Origin of the sequence: Rhodococcus sp. DN22 (assembly GCF_036669995.1) — a bacterium.
Taxonomy (GTDB): Bacteria; Actinomycetota; Actinomycetes; order Mycobacteriales; family Mycobacteriaceae; genus Rhodococcus_F; species Rhodococcus_F erythropolis.
On record NZ_CP133326.1, the window covers coordinates 1,614,730 to 1,638,379 of the forward strand.

Genomic DNA, 23,650 nt, shown 5'->3' on the forward strand with positions numbered 1-23,650 from the left:
GATCAGGCTCCGAGCTTTACGATCACTGGAGCGTGATCGCTGGCGCCCTTGCCTTTTCGCTCGTTTCGATCGATCTCGGCCGCCTCGACGCGCGCTGCGAATGCCGGAGAGCCGAGGATGAAGTCGATTCGCATGCCCTGCTTCTTCGGGAAGCGAAGCTGCGTGTAGTCCCAGTACGTGTACACACCGGGGCCGGGGGTGTACGGGCGAACGACGTCCGCGAACCCGGACTCGGTGAAGGCGGTGAACGCAGCTCGTTCCGGCTCCGACGTGTGGGTCTTGCCCTCGAAGAAAGCGGGATCCCACACGTCGTCGTCCGTAGGAGCGACGTTCCAGTCACCGACCAGGGCGATCTGCGCGTCGGGATCCTGCTTGAGCCAGCCCTCCGCGTCGTCGCGCAGCTTCGCCAGCCAATCCAGCTTGTAGGCGTAATGCGGGTCTTCCAGCTCACGGCCGTTGGGGACGTACAGGCTCCACACCCGCACACCACCACAGGTGGCACCGATCGCACGGGCCTCACGGACCGGGTCTGCCTCGGGATCCTTGTCGAACCCGGGCTGATCCTCGAATCCGATCTGCACGTCGTCCAGGCCGACGCGCGAAGCGATGGCGACACCGTTCCACTGGCTCAACCCGACGTGGGCGACCTCGTAGCCGATTTCCTTGAAGCGTTCGTACGGAAACTGCTCGTCCTTGCACTTGGTTTCCTGCATTGCCAGGACGTCGACGTCGGATCGACCGAGCCAGTCGATGATCCTGTCGGTACGGGCACGGACGGAGTTGACGTTCCAAGTAGCGATGCGCACGAGGGCAAGCCTAGCGTCAGCCGCCGACAGGATCGGTGGCGTATCGGTAGCGGTGGTGTTCGACGAATCCGAGCCGCTCGTAGAGCGCGATCGCCGCGGAGTTCTCCGCCGAAACCTGGAGGTACGCGTGCGTCGCACCGTTCTGACGACCCCAGGAGAGTAGATCTCCGCAGATCAGCGACCCGATTCCGTGACGACGGTGTTCAGGGGCGACGTGAATGCCGGTCAGTCCTACCCAGCGCTTGCCATCGGGCGCCTCGGTGAGCGCAGCGCGCCCGATGGCAAGCGTCGTGTCGGTGTTTCCGATCGCGCCGAAAGTTGCACTGCCCACGACAGCCGTGAGGACCGCCTCGACGTACGCCGGATCTCCGTGGGCGTCGTACGTCGACAGCCAGTTGTGGTCGGGGCGGTCGGCGAACGAGGTGACCGGAGGACCGAGCGGCAGCGTGACATTGCCCAGATCGGCGGCCATCACGATGGTTTCCTTCTCGCTGGTCCACCCGTCCGGAGCGGTGCCGAGTCGATCGGGGAGGAGCAGCAGGGTCGGCAGGCCGCGGTCACCGAACCACTGGCGTATCCGTTCGAGAGTGCTCGCGTCGAAGCCGGCAACCGTCCCCGCACCACCGAGCGGCAAAGCTGAATTGGCGCGGCCGGTGAAGCCGTGACCGGCGCGCAGCAACCAACCGTCGATCCACGCCTGCTCGACCCCCGGCCACGCCGCAGCAGCAGCAGTTTCGAGGTTTCGAATCTCGCCGATGCGAATCGGGCGGGCCGAGAGAGTCTTGAGTGCAATCACCTGATCGGCGGAGACCTGGACCAGCCGACCGTCGCCGCTGCGGACGGCGATGGGATCGGCACCCTCGAGGATGCCGATGACGTCGGTCATGGGATGCGAATAGCCGGGTGGGAGCTTGTATCGCAAAACCACCCGGCTACCGATCGAAATGTTGCCGTTCAGAGCGGAATTCTCAGTCTTCGTAATCGTCGTCGTCGTGACCGAACGGATCGTCGACGGTGCCCGGCGTCCAGGTCAGACCGGGCTTGCCCCAACCGGAACGCTTGATGATCTTCTTGGCGGCGCGCGCGTTGCGGCCGATCAGCACGTCCGTGTAGAGGAAACCGTCGAGATGCCCGGTCTCGTGCTGGAGCATCCGTGCGAAGAATCCGGTGCCCTCGACCTCGATCGGGTTGCCGTCGGCGTCGGTGCCGGTGACCTTCGCCCAATCGGCGCGGCCCGTCGGGAACTGCTCGCCGGGAACGGAAAGGCAACCCTCGAAGTCTTCTTCCGGGTCGGGCATCGTCTGGGGGATTTCGGACGTCTCGAGTACCGGGTTCACGACGACGCCGCGACGACGCTCGCTGCTGCGGTCGTCACCGGGGCAGTCGTAGACGAAGACTCGGAGTGAAACGCCGACCTGATTGGCCGCCAGACCGACGCCGTTGGCGGCGTCCATCGTCTCGTACATGTCTGCGATCAGTTCGGCGATCTCGGCCGGAGACTGAGTGACCGGCTCTGTCGCCTTGTGCAGTACCGGGTCGCCGACGATTCGGATGGGGAGGATAGCCATGCGGACAAGGATAGTGCGGCGCGCCCGCGCAGTTATCACGGCCCGCACACTCGATCATGGTTCAATGGTTGCTGAAGAACAGCGATGTAATTCGTTGCTCGGTCGGAACGTGGGCCGCGGGGGAAATTGTGAGTTACCTTCGGGCCAGGGGACCGGGAAACTCACGGCCGCGAGAATATCGGTCGGAAAAGAACACCGGGCATACGAGTCTCGCTGACGCCGAGCACAGCAGTCGAGGAGTGACATGGACGGCGCAACCGCGCGTAGTCGGAACCAGTCCGAAGGCACTGGCGCCGACGATTCGGTAGTAGATACAGCAGGCATGCACGAGGTGGGCGAAGACGGCCTCACCCGCCGGGAGCACGACATCCTCTCCTTCGAGCGCCAGTGGTGGAAGTACGCCGGTGCGAAGGAAGAAGCCATCAAGGAGTTGTTCGACATGTCGGCAACCCGCTACTACCAGGTTCTCAATGCCTTGGTCGATCGCCCCGAATCCTTGGCGGCTGATCCCATGCTGGTCAAGCGCCTGCGTCGTCTGCGTGCCAGCCGTCAGAAGGCCAGGGCCGCCCGTCGCCTCGGCTTCGAGGTCACCTGAATCACGCGTACATATGATCGGGCTGTCCACGCACTGGCGATAAGGTCGACATCGTGAGTACCCCGAAAGAGCAGCCGTCCGGACCTCCGCTTCGCGCAATCGCCATGGTGTTGATCGCGTTGGCGATCGTGTTCATCGGTCTCGGAGCAGCCTCACTGGGTGGATCGAGCGACGGTGGATCGGGCGACGAGAACACCGCAGCACAGCAGGCCGAATCCTCGGCGTCTGCCACGACGAGCGCCCCCGCGCCGGCACCTGCCACTTCCAAGCCGGCAGCGACGACGCAACCCGCTTCGGGCGATACCACCACTACGTCGCGCCCCTCGGGAACTGCGACGACCACGACTTCCAGCTCCGCGAGCGGCGTCGACACGTCGAATATCAGCGTTCGAGTTCTCAACAACAGCACCGTCTCGGGTCTGGCAGCAGGCACTGCCGAGGAATTGACGGCTGCAGGTTGGAACGTCGAGGAGACGGGTAACTACAGCGAGGGCACCGTCAGTACGACGACGGTGTACTACGGATCGTCCGCGGCGGAGAAGGCAGCGGCGCAGAAGATCGCAGCTGAACTCGGAGTCACCGCAGAACCTCGATTCGCCGGCATCGCGAACGCGTCACCTGGCGTGATCGTGATCGTGACCTCCAACTGACCGGTCGTGAAGGTGGAACTGACCCGTCGGTTCCAGCTACTACACGCGCCGTTATGATCAGAAGCACTTTCTCGCCACCTCAAAGGAGCGGTTCGATGGCCCCCAGCAGCACCCGGCGTATGTCCTGGCGCGTCGTTGCCCCTGTAGTCGCGATTGCCGCTTTCGGCTTGACCGCTTGCAGTAACAGCGAAGAGCCCAGCAGCGTCCCCGGCACGACTCCTCCGGTGTGGACCGGTGCAGCCGATCCCAGCGCGCACGAAAGCGCGGGCGGCCACGGTTCCGAGACGGCTCACGCCGGCGCTTCTGCCGAGACTGTCACCGCAACGCTGAACGGCACCGACGGCGCCAAGGTCGGAACGGTCACGTTCGCGCAGGAAGGTAGCGACGTCAAGGTCACCCTCGACGCCAAGGGCCTGACCCCCGGCTTCCACGGATTCCACGTTCACCAGGTCGCCAAGTGCGAGACCAATTCCGTAGCTCCCAGCGGCGGAGAGCCGGGTAACTTCCTCTCGGCAGGCGGACACTTCCAGGCCGAGGGGCACTCGGGCCACCCGGCGAGCGGTGACCTCACTTCGGTTCAGGTCCTCGAAGACGGCACCGCCACGCTGGTCACCACGACCGACGCGTTCACCGTCGACGAACTGGTCGCAAACGGTGGAACATCCGTCATGATCCATGCCGGTGCGGACAACTTCGGCAACATCCCGACGCGTTACGCGCCGGCACCGGATCAGCAGACGCTCGACACCGGTGACGCCGGCGGACGCGTCGCTTGCGGTGTCATCACCAAGAGCTGACAAACTCACCTGAGTTTTGCATCACTTCCGGCGACTACCACGCAGTAGCCAGCACGGTGTTTTTACCGACACTGTGATTGGATTCTCTGCGTGGTAGTTCCATTTCCAGGTTCGCCGCGCCCGACGCTGGGCGTGGAGTGGGAGATCGCGCTGGTCGATCGCAAGACCAGAGATCTCTCCAACACAGCAGCCGAGGTGTTTTCGGCGGTCGAAGAGCTTGCCGGCTCGGAAACCCCGCACATCACCAAGGAACTACTGCGAAATACCGTCGAACTCGTCACGGGTATTCACTCGACGGTCGGCGAGGCGATGAGTGATCTCGACAGGTCACTGGATCTGCTTCGCCGCGCTGCGAATCCGCTCGGCGTCGATCTCATCAGCGCGGGCACGCACCCGTTCGCGCAATGGTCGACGCAGCTGGTCACCCGGACACCCGACTACGACGAACTCATCGAACGCACGCAGTGGTGGGGTCGGCAGATGCTGATCTGGGGCGTGCACGTTCACGTGGGTGTCTCGTCCGCGGATCGCGTTTTCCCGATCATCAACGCACTGCTGCAGCGCTATCCGCACCTGTTGGCGCTGTCGGCGTCCTCGCCGATGTGGGCCGGTGTGGACACCGGCTATGCGTCCAATCGCGCGTTGATGTTCCAGCAACTGCCCACCGCGGGCCTTCCGTACCAGTTCGAGAACTGGGCCGAATACGAGTCGTTCATCGACGACCAGATGAAGACCGGTGTGATCACCAAGATCGGCGGCATGCACTGGGACATCCGTCCCGCGCCGAAGTGGGGAACCATCGAGGTCCGGGTCTTCGACGGCGTCTCGACACGCGCCGAACTGGGTGCCCTCGTTGCTCTGGTCCACTGCCTCATCGTCGATCTGGACCGCAGACTGAGTGCCGGTGAGACTCTGCCGAACATGCAGCCGTGGCACGTCAAGGAAAACAAGTGGCGCGCAGCGAGATACGGACTGGACGCCGAGATCATCCTCGACTCCGACGCAAACGAGTGCCTCGTCACTGACGATCTGGATCGCCTGCTCGACGACTTGGCGCCGATTGCGGTCTCACTCGGCTGCGCGGACGAGTTGGCGTCGGTGGCGGACATTCCCCGTCGCGGTGCCTCCTACCAGCGTCAACGCCGTGTCGCGGAAGCGACGGGCGGCGATCTGGTTGCGGTAGTCGACGCATTGGTCGCGGAGTTGGGTACTTAGAGCACTCCGTGTTGCCGATGGTTTCGTAGGGTCGAAATACGGGCATACAGACCGATTGTCCAGTCTGCGTCCATATTCGGTTCACACGGCGTTTACTATTGTCCGGTGTTGATAGACAGTTGGTCCCAACGAGGGGGCGTACCCGGACAGTCGGATCGTTCGTGGTCGAGTTCTCATCGACTCCTTCTGATCGGCACAGCAGCATTGACCGTGCTGGTCCTGGGTGTGCAGGCGTTCGCGTCGTACAAGGGCTATCTCGGTCCGGTGGAAAGCCTGTTCGGCGACTACTTCCTCGTTCCTCGCTCGGCGACCATGCCCTGGGTGGGTCTCGCTCTCGCGCTGGTTGGACTGAACAACAAAGAACGCATCTACGCGGTATCCGCGGCCGTTGTCATCGACGTGGTCGTTGGCGCGATCCGTTGGTTCTCTGGTGGACCGCTGACGATGGGCACCGGCGGCACCTGGGTACTGACGGCCATCGCGGTGTACGCGGTGTGGAAGTTGTCCGGCGAGCGTCGAGTCAGCGTTCTGCACGGCGTCGCTCTCGGCGCGTTGCTCATCATCGCGGCCAAGGTTGCCGAGACGTGGCTGGAGATCACCATTCTCGTCGGCACCGACGTGTGGGACGAGTACGTGTTCCTCGCCGACCAGGCTCTCGGGAATCCGTCGTGGGTTATGGGCCAGATCGTCGACGCCATGGGCCCCGTCGGTGCAGCAGCCCTCGACTGGATCTATGTCGAACTGCCGGTCGCGGTGATCGTGGTTGCTCTCTATCAAGTACGTAAGGGATGGCCGTCGCATCACCTGCTGCGCACGTTCCTGCTCATCGGGCTGATCGGCCCGATCTTCTACGTCCTGTTCCCGGTGGTCGGCCCGGTGTTCGCCTTCGGTCCGCGTGGGTTCGGAATCCAGATCGGTGACTACTGGCCGAACATCGTGCCCAACTTCGACTTCGCATCACCGTCGTCGCTGCCGTTCGACGACGCCGCACCGCGAAACTGCATGCCGAGCCTGCATACCGCGTGGGCGGTCGCATTGTTCATCCACTCGCGCAGCGGGCCGTGGTGGATTCGCAGCCTGGGATCGTTCTGGCTCGTTGCGACCCTGACCGCGACGCTCGGTTTCGGATTCCACTACGGCGTCGACCTCATTGCCGGTGCGGTCCTGTGCTTGACCCTCGATGCGGCGCTGCGGGATCCGGAGCGAGGCTGGGGGTGGTTCCGAGTGCGTCTGTTGATCGGTGGCTCGGCACTACTCGCGGGGTTGTTGCTCTCGTACCGGTTCGCTGCGGTGCAGATGGCCGAGTACCCGGCGATCTTCGGACCGCTGCTGATGGCTGTCCTGGTTCTCATGTCGGTCGCGTACTTCGCCACCTTCTTCGCCCGCCCCGGCACTGCTCTTGCGGTGTGGGGCGAGCGCGACGGCGAGTGGGATGCCGCTACAGGAGAGAGTCCGGGTCTTCCAGCTCGTTGATCTTCATGAGGTCGTCCTCTTCGCGCTGTTCGCGGTAGGCGACTCGGCCGACACTGTGCGCGATCACGGGCGCGGTCAGCAGCGTGAAGATGCCCACCAGGACCAACATCCAGATGTCGACGCTCCCACGAAGCAGGAACACGGCGCCCATCAGCACCAGGATCAGTCCGACCACCTGAGGTTTCGTGGCCGCGTGCATACGACGCAGGGTGTCGGGGAAGCGAACGATTCCCACCGCGGCGGTCAGCGCGAGCAGCGCGCCGAGGAAGATGGAGATGGCCCCGATCGTGTCGAGGATGTTGCCGATCACTGGTCACTCACCCGGAAGCGCGCGACGGACACGGAACCGATGAAGCCGACCAGTGCCAGCGCCACGATCGCGGGAACGATCGTGGTGTCTTTGCTGTACGCGGCCCAGACGGCGAGTCCACACATCGAGACCGCGATGATCGTGTCCAGAGCGACGAGGCGGTCGAGTGAGCTCGGACCGTCGAGCAATCGGAACGTGGTCAGTACGGCGGCGATCAGCAGAATCACTCCGGAAATGATCAAGATGGTGGTGATGAACCCGTTCATGGTTGGTCCTCCTGCCGGGGTGCATCGAATTCGTAGTCGCGCTGGTGCCATGGGCTGGGTTGCCAGTCCGAGTCACGTTCGAACGACGCGATGAACAACCGTTCGAGATCCTCCACCGAGCGGTAGAACGCGCTGACGGCTTTCTGCGAGCCGACGTCGAGCACGTGGACGTAGACGATGCGCCGGTTCTGGTCGATCTCGAGAACCATGGTGCCCGGGATCAGGTTCAGTACGTCGATGCACAGCGTGAGAACCAGGTCGGACTTGATCCCGAGTTGGTACCGCAGAACTCCGGTGACCGGCGGCGGCGACGGACGGATCGCCAGCCACGCGACCTGGATACTCGACTGGATCGCGTAGTACACGATCATCCACAGCAGACGCAGAATCGACAGCAGATGTACCCGACCCTCGACCGGTACACGGGGGAGGGGAAGCAGGACCATGATGATCAGGCCGACGGCGAGTCCGCCGAAGATGTTGCCGAAACTGATGTTGCCCCACAACAGGATCCATACGACCATCAGCCACAGCAGGATCCCGACGCGGAGTACCTGTTCGCGTTTCATCGCGGAGCCTCCTCGGTGTTCGGGGCGTCGGTGTTCGGGACATCGCTGTTCGGGGCATCGGTACTGGGAGCTACAGCAGGGTCGTCTGCAGCGACGGGAGCTTCGTCGACCGGCACGGGTCGGTGGTTGCCGAGAACCGCGTCGATGTAGATGGACCGGTCTTGCAGATCCTTCGCCGCTCTGTCGCTGATGTCGATGATCCGGCCTGCGAACACCGTCAGTGCCAGGCCGACGATGACGAGTCCGACCGTCGGAATCAGCATGAAGACCGGAATCTTGCCGACGTCCTCGCGGTCGACGAACGCGATATCCTCTTCGGACTCGTCGATCAGTGCTGACGGGCTGACGTCGGCGAGGTCACCTTCGGGCGCGTCGGCGCGGGCTCGCCAGAAGGCCTTGGTCCACACGCGGGCGACGGCGTAGAGCGTCAGCAAGCTGGTGATCGTGCCGCCGGCGACGAGGATCCAGGCCAGCGCGCTGGCGTCGGCCGCACCGGCCTGCAGGAGCGCGACCTTGCCGATGAAGCCCGAGAACGGCGGGATACCACCGAGATTCAGTGCCGGTATCAGGAAGACGATCGCGAGGATCGGGCTGGCCGCCGCCAGACCGCCGAGACGGCGCAGCGACGACGACCCGGCTTGTCGTTCGATCAGACCCACGACGAGGAAGAGAGTCGTCTGCACGATGATGTGGTGGGCGACGTAGTAGATCGCGCCGGACAGCCCGGACGTCGTGGACAGTGCGATACCGAAGATCATGTAACCGATATGGCTGACCAGTGTGAACGAGAGCAGACGTTTGATGTCGCTCTGCGCGATGGCACCCATGATGCCGACCACCATCGTGAGCAGGCCGCACACCATCAGTACGTTGTCGAGTTCTCCTTGCGGGAACAACAGTGAGTGCGCGCGGATGATCGCGTACACACCGACCTTGGTGAGCAACCCGGCGAAGACGGCGGTAATCGGTGCGGGCGCGGTCGGATACGAGTCCGGTAGCCACGCCGACAGCGGGAAGACCGCAGCCTTGATGCCGAACGCCACGAGCAGGACAGCGAAGATGGCGGTTCGTGTGCCCGGCGGAATGTTGTCGAAGCGCAGGGCCATGTCGGCCATGTTGAGGGTGCCGGTCGCCGCATAGGCGAAGGCGATGCCCGCCAGGAAGATCAGCGAAGACACCATCGAGACCATCACGTACGAGACACCGGCCCGAACGCGGTCGGCGCTGGCACCGAGCGTCAGGAGCACGAAACTCGCGGCGAGCAGAACCTCGAATCCGACGTACAGGTTGAAGAGGTCACCGGCGAGGAACGCGTTCGAGATACCGGCGGTCAATGCGAGATAGGTCGGCAGGAAGATCGAGACCGGCTGGGCCTCGCTACCGTCGCGAATACCCTGACCGATCGCGTAGATCATGACGGCGAGCAACACCACCGACGAGACCACGAGCATCATCGCCGAGAGACGGTCGACGACGAGTGTGATGCCGATGGGGGAGTCCCAGCCGCCGACCTGAACGGCCGTCGTACCGTCGCGGTCGGCGAGGTAGAGCAGCAATCCAGACACCGCGACGACGCCGATGAGCGCGATCAGTGTGATGACACGCTGGAAACGCGGACGTCGGCCGACGACCAGCGTCGCAGCTGCGGCCAGCATCGGGATCAGGACGGGCAGGGGCGCAAGGGCTCCCATCAGGTTGTCCGAGATGGTCATACGCCGCCACCTCCCTCGATCTTGGTCTGGCGAGCGTCTTTGCGCCGCTTCTCGGATTCCTTCTTACGAGCGAGGTCGGTGGCCCAGTCGGGTACCGGTTCGTCCTCGAAGTCGCCGTCGTGGAGGTCGTCGTAGCATTCGATGTCCTCGAGGTTGACCAGTTGTTCGAGGGGAATAGGGTTGCCGTCCTTGTCGAATGCGTCGCCGCCGATGCTCGGGGCACCGGTGACCGGGTCGTCGGAGCGGTCGTGGTCGGGAGCGTCGGCAGGCAGGCGACGCTTGAGGATCTTGGTGTCTTCGGGATCGTCCTCGACGGCGTCGGCGGTGTTGATCTTGTAAGACCGGTACGCCAGTGCCAGAACGAAGCCGGCGATACCCATCGTGATCACGATGGCCGTCAGGATCATGCCCTGGGCGAGCGGATCCGCTATCTCCTCGTGGACCGAATCTCGGCCGACGATGGGCGGATTCCCGTCCGATCCACCTACGGTCAGGATCAAGAGGTTGATGGCGTTGCCGAACAGGAGCAGTCCGAGGAGCATCCGGGTGATGCTTCGTTCGATCAGCAGGTAGACACCGGCCGACGTGAGGACGCCGATCAGGATCAGCATTCCGATATTTGCGCTCATGGTGCTTTCACCTCGATTTCTGCGTCGAGGCGGGCGCCGAGACTTCGGAGTACGTCCAGGACCAGGCCGACCACGATGAGGTAGACGCCCAGGTCGAAGAACAGTGCGGTGACCAGTTTGACGTGGCCGATGAGCGGGAGCGTGAACTCGAAGACAGCCGACGAGAGTGCCGGAGCGCCGAGGAACAGCGACACCAGGGCGGTGCCCGCGGCCAGCGCCAAACCGAGGCCGAGAATCTTGCCCGCGTCGATGGGTACGGCTTCACCGAGTTCGTAGCGGCCACCGGCGAGGTAACGCAGCACGAGGGCGAGGCCCGCCGTCAGGCCTCCGGCGAAACCGCCGCCGGGGGCATTGTGACCGGAGAAGAAGAAGTAGATCGACAACACCATGATGGTCGGGAAGATCAACCTCGTGGTGACCTCGAGAACCAGCGAACGGTGTCGAGGATCGATGAGGTCTCCGCCGCGCAACCACGTCGTGTCCGAGTTGGCGGCTGCCTTGTCGACGATGACGGAGGGGGCGTCCGCGACTCGCGGCGCGATACCGAAGCGGCGGTTGCGGAACACGAGGCTGGCGACGCCGGTTGCCGCGACCAGCAGCACCGAGATCTCACCGAGCGTGTCCCATGCGCGGATGTCGACGAGTAGGACGTTGACGACGTTCTTGCCGTTGCCCAGGTCGTAGGCCGCGTCGGGAAGCAGTTCGTAGATCGGACGAGTGTTTCTCGCATTGGTGGCGAAGGCCGCGATTGTGGTGACGGTGATACCGACGGCGACGGCGAGTGCGGCACGCGGCCACTTGAAGCCGATTGCCTTGCTCTCGTCGACCTCTGCGGGGAACTTCCGCAGTACCAGCACGAAGATCACGAGGGTCAAGGTTTCGACGAGGAACTGGGTCAGCGCGAGGTCGGGTGCGCCGTGCAGCGCGAACAACACGCCACAGCCGTAGCCGGTGAGTCCGACGAGGATGACGCTGGCGAGTCGGTTGCGCATCAGCGTCGCGGCGATGGCGGCCGAAATCATCATCAGCGCGATAGTGAACTGGATGGGTGAATCCCACATCCGAAGGTCGACTCCGCCGCCATCGGTGTCGATGATCAGCAGGAACAGTGGCACCACGACCAGCGTCGCAAGAATCGTCGACTGCGTGCGGGGGAGCGAACCACGCTGAGTGGCACCGGTCAGGCGCATCGAGATGGTGTCCATGCCGCGCAGGGTCGCGTCGTAGATGCGGTCGGCGTTGCCGAGCGGCGGGTGCTCGAAGTGCAGGCGGCTGATCTGACGCTGCGCGATGTAGAGCGCGATGCCGCCGGCGATGACGATGCAGGTGAGCAGCAGCGGAGTGTTGAATCCGTGCCACAGCGCGAGGTGGTAGTCGGCGTGAGGTCCGGGGGCCAGCGTGGTGGAGTACGGCGTCAGCAACTTCTCGAGTTGGGGCGAGAGAATGCCGGCGGCCAGACCGAGAACCGCGAGTAGGCCGGGCGCGAACAGGAACAGCCAACCCGGCTTGTGCATCTTGCTCACGGCCGGACTCGGCTTGCTCAAGGTCTTGCGCCCGAAGGCTCCCCAGATGAAGCGGACGCTGTAGCCGACGGTCAGGATCGAGCCCAACACGATCACCGTGACGACGGCGATGGACGACCAGTGGCCGAGCGCGTTCGTTTCGAGAACCGATTCGAGTGCGGCTTCCTTGCCGACGAATCCGAGTAGCGGTGGTAGACCGGCCATGCTGGCGGCAGCGAGGCTCGCGATGATCGCGAGAGCGGGTGCCGCTTTACCCAGGTGAGCAAGTTTGCGCAGGTCACGGGTGCCGGTGGTGTGATCGATGATGCCAACGACCATGAAGAGTGCGGCCTTGAACATCGCGTGCGCCACGACCATCGTCATGCCGGCCAGGGCGGCGTCACGCGTGCCGATGCCGACCAGGACCATCATGAAGCCGAGTTGGCTGACGGTTCCGAAGGCGAGGACGAGTTTGAGGTCGTAAGCGCGCATGGCTCGCCAACCGGCGAGGATCATCGACAGCAGACCCAAACTGATGATGGTGATGCGCCACGGCGGCGAATCGGCGTACCCGGGAGCCAGACGCGCGACGAGGTAGATACCGGCCTTGACCATTGCTGCCGCGTGAAGATAACCGCTGACAGGGGTGGGTGCGGCCATCGCACCTGGCAGCCAGAAGTGCAGGGGCACGATTGCCGATTTGGAGAGCGCACCGATCAGGATCAAGACGATCGCGACGGACGGGAGCCACCCCGTCGGCGGGTTCGCGACCAGTTCGGACAGGTTGTAGCTGCCGCCGACCTGGCCGAGGATGATCATGCCGACCAACATCGCCAGACCACCGGCGGTGGTGACCAGCAGTGCCTGGGTCGCGGCGCGGCGACTGGTGGCGCGTTCGGCGTAGTGACCCACGAGCAGGAACGACAAGACGGTCGTCAGTTCCCAGAACACGTAGAGAAGCAGCATGTTGTCGCTGGTCACGAGTCCGAACATGGCACCCGCGAAGGCGACCATCTCGGCGGCGAAGATGCCGAGTCGAGGTTCGTCGTCGTTGAAGTAGCGGGCGCAGTAGATCAGGATCAGCGTGCCGACGCCCAGGACGAGCACGGCCATGATGGCGGAAAGCGCGTCGAATCTGAAGTCGATGTCCATCGACAGGCCGGGAACCCAGGTGATGTGCAGCGTCTCGACGGTGCCCCATTTGTCGATGACCCAGCCGAGGCTGGCGAGGGGGACTATCGCGAGGGGGAAGAAGCCGTTTCGCCCTAACCTGCGCACCACAAGCGGAGCCAAGAGGGCGGCAACGGCATGGGCAAGCAAGATAGCGAGCAAAAGGCACTCCGTCGTGTTGTCAGCGGGCGGCGGGGTGTCCGAACAAAATCGAACCTATCGGATTAACGAGACAATTCACCTAGTCGGAGAGGTTGTCTTTGCGTACATATTACCGGGCGTGGCAGTTTCGATGTGCAGCGAGTCGATTCGGACATCATCGGCACTCGCTGATACACGTAGGTTGGACGACGTGAATTCGTCGACTCCCACCACGATCATCCGTACCGCCGCCCTTGCGCACATTCGTGACCGCAAGCTGATCCAGACCCGGTCCGTGGGCAAGACCGCGTTCTACATGGCCGGCGGAAAGATCGACCCGGGTGAGACGCCCGAGCAGGCACTGCACCGCGAAATTCGGGAGGAACTCGACGTCGATCTGGTCGACGGGACGGTCACGTTCCTCGACGTCTTCGAGGCTCACGCTTTCGGGCATTCCGCGGACACGGGCCTGCACATGAGTTGTTATCTGGCGGAGATGGCCGGAGACCCGCGCCCGACCAGCGAGATCGCCGAGTTCCGCTACTTCACGCTCGCCGAGTACGCAGCGATGGACGAGGTGGCGCCGGGATCGCTCAAAGTGTTCCATCGCCTGGCGTCGATGGATCTGATCGACTGATCGGCGGAGGCCCGGATCGATTGACTCGCCCCAAGCGCAGACTTGCATAGGCGCAGACGGCCACGATGATCAGTGCCACGGCGTCGAGTATCAGGATGTCGGTCGAGATTTCGAACGGGCCGACCGTCGTGATGCCGTTGAACGGCTTGTTCTCGTCGAGCGGCGTGTACGCGGTCCATCCGTAGTCGAACTGCGGATAGACGAGCAGGGCCAGCGCCGTCGGGCCGAAGATGACACCGAGTCCGACGAGGGCTCGTGACGCTCCGGTCCGCGGTGGCTCTCGGTACATCGCGCTGGCGATCGCGTACGTGACGACCGCAGAGGTGAAGGCGACAAGAAGATCGCTGATCGTGAGAACGTCACCGATCTTCGGCGACGGCGACGTGGCGTAGCTGACGATCCCGGCGACCGTCACCGTCAGGAGCAATCCGTAGCCGACGACCCGCGAGGGAGCGATCGCGCCGATTGCTGCCGCGGCGACGATGACGACGCCGATCACGACGGCGGTCGAGGCGGGGGTTTTCGACCATTCCATGGCTTCGGTTGCAGGACGGTTCGCCGAAACCGCCGCCAGAGTTGCGACGGCGGCGGTACACATCAGCAGGATTCGACCGCCGTCGCCCAGCACCCGCGCGCAGATCACCGTGATTACGAGCGCGACGAGTAGAAGGGGTACGGCCGCCGTGACGGTGGTGATCTCGAACCACCAATTTGCCGCGACCCCGAAGAGAGTGAGCACCGCCGCGATAGTCACCGGCCGAACGGCCATCCGTTCCTTGGGGTGGTCCTTGTCGAAATCGTGGAACCAGAACGCGGCGACGCAGGCGGCGGCCAAAGCGAGCGCGAGCAGTGTTGCCCCCAACACCGGTGGTTGAAACTGGTTGGTGTTGTCGGCGATGTAGTCCGCGTACCGCCGAGGAATTGCGTCTTCGTCCAGGAGTGAATCCGAGACATGCACAGCCACAATCGTTCCCGCGACCGAGGCAGCTCGAACCCGGGGAGCGGCAGCAACCGTCACCGCGCCGACAGCGACTCCCGCACCGACGGGCGAGAGTGCCTCGAAGTTGTGATCGTAGAGCCCGGGCAGTTCGAGTAGGAGGCCGCCGAAGACCGTCATGGCCGCGGTCCGCAATCGGCAACGGGCCATCATCGCGGCTGTCCCGACCGCGACCACAGCCAAGACGCCTGCGCCGATGGTCGAGATGGACCAGAATCGGTCGCCCGTCGAAATCGACGTCGACTGGCTGTTCACGAACGGTGCCAAAGCGACGACGGTGACGACGAATGCCGTCACACCACTCAGTGCGACGAGCAGCGTCCTGCGGGCGATGGGCACTGCTCCAAAATAGTCAATCCGGTACCAGTTGCACCGCAATAGGAGGTCTCAGTCCGGTGACGGTGTGTCAACGGGGCTGCGGCGGCGGAGCGCGATCCCGGTGGCGACGACAACTGCAGACATCAGGAGTGCCGCGGCGTCGGAACGTGGCGGATCTTCAGTTGCGTCGACGATAACGAACGCGGCGTCGGCCCGGAAGGCTGCGTCGGGCTCGGTTGCGTCGACGTAGGCTCGCAATTCAGAGTTGTACTCGACGTACGTCGAGGGCGGATCGTGTTGAACGTACGTTGACGACACTGTCTCGATCTCGTGCTGCCCGATCGACATGAAGACCAGGGCAGTGAAAGGAATCGTCAACCCCAGCGTCGCTGCGACGGGATTCGACGGCAGAACGGATCCGAGCAGCAATCCCGACCCGACGCCCAGCGCGACAATGCGGAGCAGTAGAGCAAGTTCGTGTTCGCCGTCGAAGATCCACTCCGACAACGGGATCGCAGCCAGCAGAGCCAGACCTGCGATCGTGCGATCCCGGTGTCGAGAACGCGACAAGCCGAAGACGACCGCGATGATCGCGAGGGCAGCGATCACCAACGGCGAGGTTCGGTCACCGTCGAGAAAGAAGCGGTCGGTCAGATCCGCGAACACCGTCGTGGCGGCGGCTCCAACAGCGGTTGCAACCCAAAGGAATCCGCCACTGCCTGAAGTTGTGTCCAGTCTCCTCACACAGAACCAGGTCAGGGTGAGGACGGCGACGGTGGACGCGACCATGACCAGCCAACCCGAAAACGTCGGTGGGTTCTCTTGCCGGTCGACGACCGAACTCAGAATCCGTTGGGTGACAGCGAGGCCGGTGACAACTGCCAGAGCGGCTGCGGCGACGCCCGGTTCGCTTTCGCTGATCCGCAATTCGGAGTCGTCTGTCACTGCGCACGCCACTGCGCAGATCAGGGTCAGCAACAGAAGTGCCCAGGCAGGTTCGCCGATGGACGACGTGCTGACGGGTATCAAATCGCCGGTGGACGATTGCGCGGCCAACCACGTCGACACCACGCCAATGATCAGCAGGTTGCGTCCGAGGCGGCTGTCCCACGATGCGGCGACAGCGCCGCCCAGGATGAGTCCGGCTGCAATGGTTTTGGCGAAACCCAGAACGCTCAGCAGATCAAGACCGACTTCTTCGGTGACGAGGAATCTGATCAGAATCAACACGACGACGCCCGAGTACACAAACGCCCACGCACGCCTGCGAGAACCGCGGTGCTGGAGATACGCGCAGGCCCCTACGGCGACGATGGCACCCACCACGACGCTGGTGGATTGGCTGCTGATCCATTGGTCGATCTTCGACTGCGGTTCGGTAACAGGCCATCTCATTCGCGCTGGGTTCGTCAGCGCCACGGCGGCAAGGATTCCCGAGAGAAAGGCCGCGAGGGCGCCGGTCCATGACCGGAGGTCGATGGTCATCGGTCTGCCCCGATCAGGCGGTCTCGGTGGGTTCCGATACCTCGACGGGCGGGTGGGATCGTCGAAGGATCGCCGCACCACAGAATCCGATGATCAGGGCGAAGAGGATTGCAGTGCCGACGGTCTGAGGGGTGACGTAGTCGATGGTGATGCCTATTCCGCGTCCGAATAGTCCTCCGTTGGCGCTGACGTGCGCCGGGATGGGAAGTTCCATCAATCGCTGAATGTCTGCCGCTGTCAACTCTGGCGGCGCGGTGAGCTGATCGGTGAGAATGGCGATCGACGAGAAGGTCATCGCGGCAAAGGGAATGGCGAGTCCGAGTGTGGCGTCGACCAGGCTGCCGGGAGCAAGGGAACCGAACAGTAAACCGGCGGCGAGGCCCAGCGCGGCGATCTTCAGCGCGATTGACCAGACGCCGTGCGCGGAGTCGAAGGGCAGTAGTTCTGACAGTGGAACCGCAACGAGAACGGCGATGGGCACGAAGTTTGGCACCTGCTTGTGCAGTCTCAATCCGACGGCAACCGGCAGGGCCGCGAAAAGCACCAGTACCCAAGGGGACTTCAGGTCGCCCCAGTGGCCGGAACCCTTCGCGATGTCGACGAAGAGCGGGGCCGACGCAGCGGCCAGTGCGGTTGCCGCCCAGAGGAACTTGCCACCAGCACCGGAGGCGTCGCCGAGGCGGTAAGCGGCGATCCACGTCAAGGCGAGCGCAGCGCCTGCCGCCAAAACCATGACGATCCAGGCGGTCGCCTCAGACGCGTATTGCTGGCGGTCGATCACGGCGCCGAGCACTCGATGCCCGATCGCCAGCGCGGTGATCACCACGAGAGCGATGCGGATTTCACCCGAGTCCGGCTTGCGAATCCGGAAGCCGGCTTGCGCGGTCACTGCACAGGCGATTGCTGCTGCGGCCGTGGCGCCGATCAGCCACCACGACGGCTCACCCACCGAAGACGTCGTCATCCTGGCTGTCCCACCGGCGAACGTGCGGATCGCGAGGAAGGTGGCGAGCACGCCGAGGAGTGTCGCGTTCTTCGTGGCAGTGCGGTCCCAACTGACGGCAACCACGCAGCCCAGAATGGTGCCGGCTGCAACACTTTTGACGATGATCAAGGCGATCAGCAGGTCCAGTGACGCAACTTCGGGTACGACTGCCCGAACGATCGCGATGACGGCGACGCCGGCGGCGATCGCGATCCACGCCGCCCGACGGGACCCGCGACGTTGTGAGAGGGCGCAGGCAAGCACGGCGATCACGGCGCCGAGTCCGACAGCAGTCGGTCCGCTGCTGATCCAGCGATCTACTTCCGACGGGGAGGCCACGATGGCCCAGTCGCGAAGAACGGGATTGGTCAGGGCCAGCGCCGCGAGTATCCCGGACAGGAGTGCAGCGACGGTGGTGAGAATCGCTCGAAGGTCGAGTGGCATCGGGCCAACCTATCGCGGCGCCGCAACATCGGTCGTGGGCGGCGTGAGTGCCGGAAACCAGATGTCGGTGAGAACGTCTGCTGCGACGTCCGCACCCGCGGTGATCGCGCCCTGTTCCGCCCACCGAATGAAGAAGCGCTCGATCTGTGTCAGCAGGAGCTCGACCCGGAGTTTCGCCTCGTCGTGTCGGCTCTGCGGCCAGCGTGCCAGGTACGACGGCATCGCGTTGGGCAGTGCGGAGATGCCTTCGCGTGCCAGTGTTCGGAATTCGGGTTCGAGGACCATGGCCTCGTCCCACGCCCGCATCATGTGGTGGTGATCGCGGCACCAGTCGAGAGCGCGGTTGATCCAGCCGGCGAATTCTTCGCGCGAACCGGAATCGAGTACGTGGTCGAGATCCTGGAATATCGCGAGCGTGCTGGATACGACCGTGTTCGAGCCGAGGGCCTTGAGTATGTCGATCTTGCCGGGGAAGTGCAGGTAGAAGGTGGCGCGGCTGCAACCGACCCGGCCGGCGATGTCCTCGACGGTGACAGCCGCGTATCCGCGTTCGGTGAAGAGCGCGCCGGCGGCATCCACGAGGTCTGCGCGGGTTCGCTGCTTCTGCTTCTCTCGCAGCGTCAGTCTGCCGGAGGTATCTGTCATTACCGGGATCCTAGTGCCGCGGGGGCTCTCACGGGTCAGTTGCACGAGACTCTCCGTCTTTCACTTGACAGCCCGTTAGTGAAAGCTACTCTGTGGTGTAGCGCACAATCGACCGATCAGAGGACGCCATGACCATCTCGGACACAACTCGCACGCCTGACCTACCGGCCGGATTCGACGTCACCGATCCTGCTGTCCTCGGGGAGCGGATCCCTTTCGAGGAATTCGCCGAACTGCGTCGAAGCGCGCCCGTGTGGTGGTGTGAGCAGCCGCCGACCGTTGGTGGATTCCAGGACGAGGGCTACTGGGTGGTCTCGCGTCACGCTGACGTCAAAGAGGTCAGCCAGCGCAGCGATGTGTTCTCGAGCTGGGAGAACACCGCGATCGCGCGTTTCGCCGACGACATGCCACGTGAGGCCGTCGAGATGCTCCGGCATCTTCTGCTCAACAAGGATGCGCCGGAGCACACCAAGCTCCGCAAGCTGATTTCGAAGCTGTTCACGCCGCGCGCGATCAACGGCATGCGCGACGAATTGGATCGTCGTGCGCGCAGCATCGTCGACACCGCTGTGAGCGAAGGCCCGGGCGACTTCGTGAAGCAGGTTGCCAGCGAGCTGCCGCTCCAGGCGATCGCGGATCTGATCGGTGTACCGCAGGACGATCGAGACAAGCTGTTCAAGTGGTCCAACGAGATGATGGGCTACGACGACCCGGAATACCAGGGTGATCCGGCAGTCGCGTCCACCGAGGTCCTCGGATACGCGTACCAAATGGCAGACGCGCGTCGTACCTGCCCGGCAGACGACATCGTCACCACACTGGTCCAGGCCGACATCGACGGCGACTCCTTGAGCCCGGAGGAGTTCGGGTTCTTCGTGCTCATCCTGGCGGTCGCAGGGAACGAGACCACCCGCAACGCCATCACGCACGGAATGATCGCGTTCCTGGACAACCCCGAGCAGTGGGAGCTGTACAAGAAGGAACGTCCCAAGACGACGGCCGACGAGATCGTCCGTTGGGCGACACCCGTCACCGCCTTCCAGCGCACCGCGCTCGAGGACACGGAATTGGCAGGAGTGTCGATCAAGAAGGGGCAGCGCGTGGTGATGCTGTACAGCTCCGCGAACTTCGACGAGGACGTCTTCGAGAACCCGATGACGTTCGACATCACTCGTAACCCCAATCCGCACTTGGGCTTCGGCGGAACGGGCGCGCACTTCTGCATCGGTGCCAACCTCGCTCGTATGGAGATCGACTTGATGTTCAACGCGATTGCCGACAACGTCCCGGACATCACCAAGATCGGTGATCCGCGCCGTCTGCGCTCGGGTTGGATCAACGGCATCAAGGAGTTCCAGGTCGATTACAAGAGCACAGGCTGCCCGGTCGCTCACTAGAGTCGGTAGGTGAGAGGTACACCCCACGATCTCGAGGAGCCACCGCATGACTTCGATCAACGACAAGGCAACAGCTCTACTGGCGTTGCACCAGCCAGGTAACCCGGTCATTCTCCCGACGGTGTGGGACGCGTGGTCGGCGAATCTTGCGGTGGCTGCAGGTTTTGCAGCCCTGACGGTGGGCAGCCACCCGGTTTCCGATTCCATCGGCAAGCCGGACAACGAGGGCATCACCTTCGACGAACTTCTGCACCGGATCAAGCAGATCACCGGTGCGGTCGACGCCCCGATCTCGGTGGACATCGAGGGTGGTTACGGGCTCGAGCCGGCAGTTCTCATCGACGGGTTGATCGATGCCGGCGCTGTCGGACTCAACATCGAGGACACCGTTCACAGTGAAGGCGGACGCTTACGTGAGGCGCAGGAGCACGCCGACTTCGTGGGTGGGCTTCGTCAGGCCGCCGACGCAGCCGGAGTTCACGTTGTCGTCAACGCGCGCACCGACCTGTTCGTGAAGCAGGTCGGTGACGAGTCCGATCGTGTCGATCGCGCCATCGCACGCCTCAAGCTGGCGGCCGACGCCGGCGCCGACGTTCTTTACCCCGTCGGGCGGCATGACGACGCGACCCAGCGCCGCCTGACGTCCGAACTTCCACTTCCGATCAATGCGATCGGAATCCCGGACCAGGACGATCCGGCAAGTTTCGGTCCGCTCGGAGTGGCACGTGTGAGCTTCGGTCCGTTCTTCCAGATGGCATTGGCCAACCGTGCGAACGAGATCTTGGGACGCTGGAAGTAAGAATGCAGACACTGATGTCGCCCGGCCCGCTTCTCGACGATCGCGGACATTTGGTCGAGACGGGTTGGGCCCCATCGGAGATTCGCAAGTATCGACGCTCTGCGATCACCGCTCCCAAGTTCCGGATCAAGGAGTGGGACTACTACTGCGTTCTCACTGCGGATTACGGCATCGCGTTGACCGTCGCCGACAACGGGTACATGGGCTTGCTCGGAGTCTCCTGGCTCGATTTCCGAACACCACACGAGATCACCGAAAACGTGATGCTGCCGTTCCCGATGGGAAGGCTCGGTCTGCCCGAAAGCGCGGACGACGGTGATGTGGTGGTGTCGAAAGGTAAAGCTCGCTTCGAGTTTCGCCATGTGGACGGTGGGCGCCACCTGATTGTCGACTACCCGGCTTTCGACGGTGGGCGAGGCCTTCATGCCGATTTGATCCTGGCGAGTCCTGCCGATGACCGGATGGTGATCGCCACACCGTTTCCGAAGGCGTCCCGATCGTTTTACTACAACCAGAAGATCAACTGCCTGCCCTCTGCCGGGACCGTGCGAATCGGGAGCGACGACTTCACATTTCGCTCGGAAGACTCATTCGGCGTTCTCGATTGGGGCAGGGGAGTCTGGACTTACGACAACACCTGGTACTGGGGTTCTGCATCCGGACTGGTGAACGGCGAGCGGTTCGGATTCAACATCGGGTACGGCTTCGGGGATACCAGGGCAGCCAGCGAGAACATCGTGTTTGTCGGAGGACGGGCGCACAAACTGGACAGGATCGACTTCGATATCCCGCAGGGAACGTACGACGGCGCTCCGTGGAACTTCTCGAGCAACGACGGTCGCTTCGGGATGACTTTCGAGCCGATCATCGACCGTGCCGCGACTTTCGATGTCGGGGTGCTGCGTTCGATTCAGCATCAGGTGTTCGGAAAGTTCTCCGGCACAGTGATCCTCGACGACGGTACCTCCGTGGTGGTTCGAGATCTCCTCGGATTTGCCGAGGAGGTTCGGAACCGCTGGTAAGGCTTACGTCTCCGCGAAGGCGCCAGAACACAGCACGAGCACCGAGGCATGGAGGTGCCTCGGTGCTCACGTCTTCAGTTGTCGCGGTTCACGCCGCGGTGGGTGGGCTGTTCCCGCCGATCGGCTGTTGATACGGGTCGATCGACATCGGCGGATAGAACACCGTTTTTCGGTCGGCGCCGATCTCGACCCGCCATTCGGTGTGGTGCATCGTCCGATGATGGTGACCGCACAACAAGATCAGGTTGTCGAGATCTGTTGGGCCACCATCGTTCCAGTGAACAATATGGTGGGCATCGCACCACCCCGACGGCGTCCCGCACCCCGGAAACGCACACCCACCATCCCGAACCGCCAACGCCCGCCGCTGTGGAACGGTCGCCGTTCTCGCTTCCTTACCGCAGTCGAGCGGAACACCATTCTCATCCAGGAGGATCCGGGTGACGGTGCAGTCGCACGCCAACATCCGGGCAGTGTCGATGCTGATCGGGCCCACCCAATCCGTCCACGCGAACCCCAACTCCTGAGTGGACGGCAACAGGTCTTTCAGAACTTTAAGGTCCGTCATGTCTTTCGCGGACGCGGTGACCGTGATGTGTGGTTTCACTCCGCCTTCGATCGGACCCAACCCCGCTCGCTCGTACCGGCGCAACAACTCGCAAAACCCGTCCGCCCGTCGTAATGCCGGCGTGCGCGTGTCCTTCACGCCGTCCTTCTCCGGTGTCGGAGCGGACAGGCTCGACAGCAACGTGATCAACCGGGCCCCGTTCACAGCATCTAAATCGCCCTTCACAGTCACTCTGCCGTACAAGCCTTTCGAGGCGTAGAACTCATTACGCTCCGAATCTTCCCCGACCGGAACACCGTCCTCACGCTTGCCGTACTGCTTCTCGATCCGCCGGATCGCCGCCCGCACCGCATCACAATCGGCAATGTTCTTCGACGCCAGGCCAAGCAGAATCCCCCGGGCCTTGTCCACGTCCGCCAGGGTCATGTTCTTGGGCGGATGCTGACAAAACGACGCCACCTGCCGCGCCTTCAACGCATCAACATCACCCCGGTGAAACGCATCGCCCACAACAGGTTCGAGCATCAACAACCGCGCCAACCCGACCAGCAGACTGCACTCACCGATCTCCAGATTCGTCGAACCATGCAACCACTGCGCGATCGCCCGAAAACCCTTCCCACCGAGAACCTCACGGGAAAACATCTCCACGATCAACAACACCATCCGCGACTGCAACTCGTGCCGGACACGCACCAGATCCAGAACCTCACCCTTGAGGCCCTCACCATCCAGCTGCCACGCTTCCCGACTGTCCATTCCCAAAGTTTAATCGAACAAAGTTTCGAACACAAGACTTGTATCTCGAAAACTGTTCCTATGCAATAATTTTCGACAATTCCGATTTTTGGGACTTTTCGGATCTTCATTCGATTTGCGGCAGGCAATCTCGACTGCCTCATTGCATGGACTCTGCTGACGCCGAGCACTCGGCATACATTCCGGCTTCG

The 23,650-nt window shown here is 63.2% G+C and carries 23 protein-coding genes; 9 read left to right on the forward strand and 14 right to left on the reverse strand.

The genetic code is table 11. The annotated features are described in order from the left end of the window. Window positions 1–2: 2 nt before the first annotated feature. Genes RA302_RS07455 through RA302_RS07465 form a run of 3 tightly spaced genes read right to left on the reverse strand, consistent with a single transcriptional unit; the run spans window position 3 to window position 2,374 of the window. A complete protein-coding gene (locus tag RA302_RS07455) occupies window positions 3–806 on the reverse strand; it encodes an exodeoxyribonuclease III (RefSeq protein ID WP_338480003.1) in 804 nt (267 codons plus the stop codon). A gap of 16 nt (window positions 807–822) precedes the next feature. Then, window positions 823–1,734 carry a GNAT family N-acetyltransferase gene (locus RA302_RS07460; protein WP_080712835.1) on the reverse strand — a complete coding sequence of 304 codons (912 nt, stop codon included), beginning with the start codon at window positions 1,732–1,734 and terminating at the stop codon, window positions 823–825. A 40-nt stretch (window positions 1,735–1,774) separates the two neighbouring features. Further along, complete coding sequence (locus RA302_RS07465; protein WP_019744501.1) at window positions 1,775–2,374, reverse strand: peptide deformylase; 600 nt, start codon at window positions 2,372–2,374, stop codon at window positions 1,775–1,777. 244 nt (window positions 2,375–2,618) lie between these two features. On the opposite strand from RA302_RS07465, the gene RA302_RS07470 reads away from it, so the two are divergent. The 5 genes from RA302_RS07470 to RA302_RS07490 all read left to right on the forward strand — a co-directional run bounded on the left by RA302_RS07470 (window position 2,619) and on the right by RA302_RS07490 (window position 7,104). Further along, window positions 2,619–2,969, forward strand: coding sequence for a DUF3263 domain-containing protein (locus tag RA302_RS07470; protein ID WP_007730120.1), 351 nt, complete (start codon window positions 2,619–2,621; stop codon window positions 2,967–2,969). A 53-nt stretch (window positions 2,970–3,022) separates the two neighbouring features. Beyond that, window positions 3,023–3,619 (forward strand): LytR C-terminal domain-containing protein, encoded by a 597-nt coding sequence (locus RA302_RS07475; protein WP_069146182.1) that lies wholly within the window; start codon window positions 3,023–3,025, stop codon window positions 3,617–3,619. Window positions 3,620–3,714: 95 nt separating this feature from the next. Further along, window positions 3,715–4,416: a superoxide dismutase family protein gene (locus RA302_RS07480; protein ID WP_020906693.1), complete on the forward strand. Its 702-nt coding sequence runs from the start codon at window positions 3,715–3,717 to the stop codon at window positions 4,414–4,416. 90 nt (window positions 4,417–4,506) lie between these two features. Continuing rightward, a complete protein-coding gene (locus RA302_RS07485) occupies window positions 4,507–5,631 on the forward strand; it encodes a glutamate--cysteine ligase (protein WP_003945034.1) in 1,125 nt (374 codons plus the stop codon). 105 nt (window positions 5,632–5,736) lie between these two features. Next, on the forward strand, window positions 5,737–7,104 hold the full coding sequence (locus RA302_RS07490; protein ID WP_338480008.1) for a DUF5933 domain-containing protein: 1,368 nt from the start codon (window positions 5,737–5,739) through the stop codon (window positions 7,102–7,104). Here RA302_RS07490 and mnhG read toward each other — a convergent pair. The 6 genes from mnhG to RA302_RS07520 are packed head-to-tail and all read right to left on the reverse strand — an operon-like array spanning window position 7,070 to window position 13,424. Beyond that, window positions 7,070–7,411, reverse strand: coding sequence for a monovalent cation/H(+) antiporter subunit G (mnhG, locus tag RA302_RS07495; protein ID WP_085989592.1), 342 nt, complete (start codon window positions 7,409–7,411; stop codon window positions 7,070–7,072). The genes RA302_RS07490 and mnhG overlap by 35 nt on opposite strands. Beyond that, window positions 7,411–7,680 (reverse strand): monovalent cation/H+ antiporter complex subunit F, encoded by a 270-nt coding sequence (locus tag RA302_RS07500; RefSeq protein WP_003945061.1) that lies wholly within the window; start codon window positions 7,678–7,680, stop codon window positions 7,411–7,413. The genes mnhG and RA302_RS07500 overlap by 1 nt, the downstream gene beginning before the upstream one ends. Beyond that, window positions 7,677–8,249: a Na+/H+ antiporter subunit E gene (locus RA302_RS07505; RefSeq protein WP_003945063.1), complete on the reverse strand. Its 573-nt coding sequence runs from the start codon at window positions 8,247–8,249 to the stop codon at window positions 7,677–7,679. Before RA302_RS07505 ends, RA302_RS07500 begins: the two co-directional genes overlap by 4 nt. Next, window positions 8,246–9,961 (reverse strand): Na+/H+ antiporter subunit D, encoded by a 1,716-nt coding sequence (locus RA302_RS07510; RefSeq protein WP_019744496.1) that lies wholly within the window; start codon window positions 9,959–9,961, stop codon window positions 8,246–8,248. Before RA302_RS07510 ends, RA302_RS07505 begins: the two co-directional genes overlap by 4 nt. Beyond that, window positions 9,958–10,590 (reverse strand): Na(+)/H(+) antiporter subunit C, encoded by a 633-nt coding sequence (locus RA302_RS07515; protein ID WP_338480010.1) that lies wholly within the window; start codon window positions 10,588–10,590, stop codon window positions 9,958–9,960. Before RA302_RS07515 ends, RA302_RS07510 begins: the two co-directional genes overlap by 4 nt. Then, window positions 10,587–13,424: a Na+/H+ antiporter subunit A gene (locus RA302_RS07520; protein ID WP_019744494.1), complete on the reverse strand. Its 2,838-nt coding sequence runs from the start codon at window positions 13,422–13,424 to the stop codon at window positions 10,587–10,589. Before RA302_RS07520 ends, RA302_RS07515 begins: the two co-directional genes overlap by 4 nt. A gap of 190 nt (window positions 13,425–13,614) precedes the next feature. Here RA302_RS07520 and RA302_RS07525 point away from each other — a divergent pair, with 190 nt between their 5' ends. After that, window positions 13,615–14,040 (forward strand): NUDIX domain-containing protein, encoded by a 426-nt coding sequence (locus RA302_RS07525; RefSeq protein WP_031331804.1) that lies wholly within the window; start codon window positions 13,615–13,617, stop codon window positions 14,038–14,040. Here the strand turns inward: RA302_RS07525 and RA302_RS07530 are convergent. Genes RA302_RS07530 through RA302_RS07545 form a run of 4 tightly spaced genes read right to left on the reverse strand, consistent with a single transcriptional unit; the run spans window position 13,997 to window position 18,914 of the window. Further along, window positions 13,997–15,376 carry a hypothetical protein gene (locus RA302_RS07530; RefSeq protein WP_223257848.1) on the reverse strand — a complete coding sequence of 460 codons (1,380 nt, stop codon included), beginning with the start codon at window positions 15,374–15,376 and terminating at the stop codon, window positions 13,997–13,999. The two genes, RA302_RS07525 and RA302_RS07530, sit on opposite strands and share 44 nt — an antisense overlap. A 48-nt stretch (window positions 15,377–15,424) precedes the next feature. Then, the gene (locus tag RA302_RS07535) at window positions 15,425–16,840 is read right to left on the reverse strand and encodes a hypothetical protein (protein ID WP_338480014.1); all 1,416 of its coding nucleotides are present in this window, start codon (window positions 16,838–16,840) and stop codon (window positions 15,425–15,427) included. A 13-nt stretch (window positions 16,841–16,853) separates the two neighbouring features. After that, complete coding sequence (locus RA302_RS07540) at window positions 16,854–18,269, reverse strand: hypothetical protein (protein ID WP_283310032.1); 1,416 nt, start codon at window positions 18,267–18,269, stop codon at window positions 16,854–16,856. 9 nt (window positions 18,270–18,278) lie between these two features. Beyond that, window positions 18,279–18,914, reverse strand: coding sequence for a TetR/AcrR family transcriptional regulator (locus tag RA302_RS07545; protein WP_020968862.1), 636 nt, complete (start codon window positions 18,912–18,914; stop codon window positions 18,279–18,281). A gap of 128 nt (window positions 18,915–19,042) precedes the next feature. On the opposite strand from RA302_RS07545, the gene RA302_RS07550 reads away from it, so the two are divergent. From RA302_RS07550 to RA302_RS07560, 3 genes are read left to right on the forward strand one after another with little or no spacing between them, the layout of a single operon-like run. Beyond that, window positions 19,043–20,311, forward strand: coding sequence for a cytochrome P450 (locus RA302_RS07550; RefSeq protein WP_020906700.1), 1,269 nt, complete (start codon window positions 19,043–19,045; stop codon window positions 20,309–20,311). A 46-nt stretch (window positions 20,312–20,357) separates the two neighbouring features. Next, on the forward strand, window positions 20,358–21,110 hold the full coding sequence (locus RA302_RS07555) for an isocitrate lyase/phosphoenolpyruvate mutase family protein (protein WP_007730096.1): 753 nt from the start codon (window positions 20,358–20,360) through the stop codon (window positions 21,108–21,110). Between the two features lie 2 nt (window positions 21,111–21,112). Beyond that, complete coding sequence (locus RA302_RS07560) at window positions 21,113–22,132, forward strand: DUF2804 domain-containing protein (RefSeq protein WP_338480023.1); 1,020 nt, start codon at window positions 21,113–21,115, stop codon at window positions 22,130–22,132. A gap of 88 nt (window positions 22,133–22,220) precedes the next feature. Here the strand turns inward: RA302_RS07560 and RA302_RS07565 are convergent, their stop codons facing one another. Continuing rightward, entirely contained in the window at window positions 22,221–23,459 is a 1,239-nt protein-coding gene (locus RA302_RS07565; protein ID WP_338480025.1) for a DUF222 domain-containing protein, read from the reverse strand. Window positions 23,460–23,650: the final 191 nt, after the last annotated feature.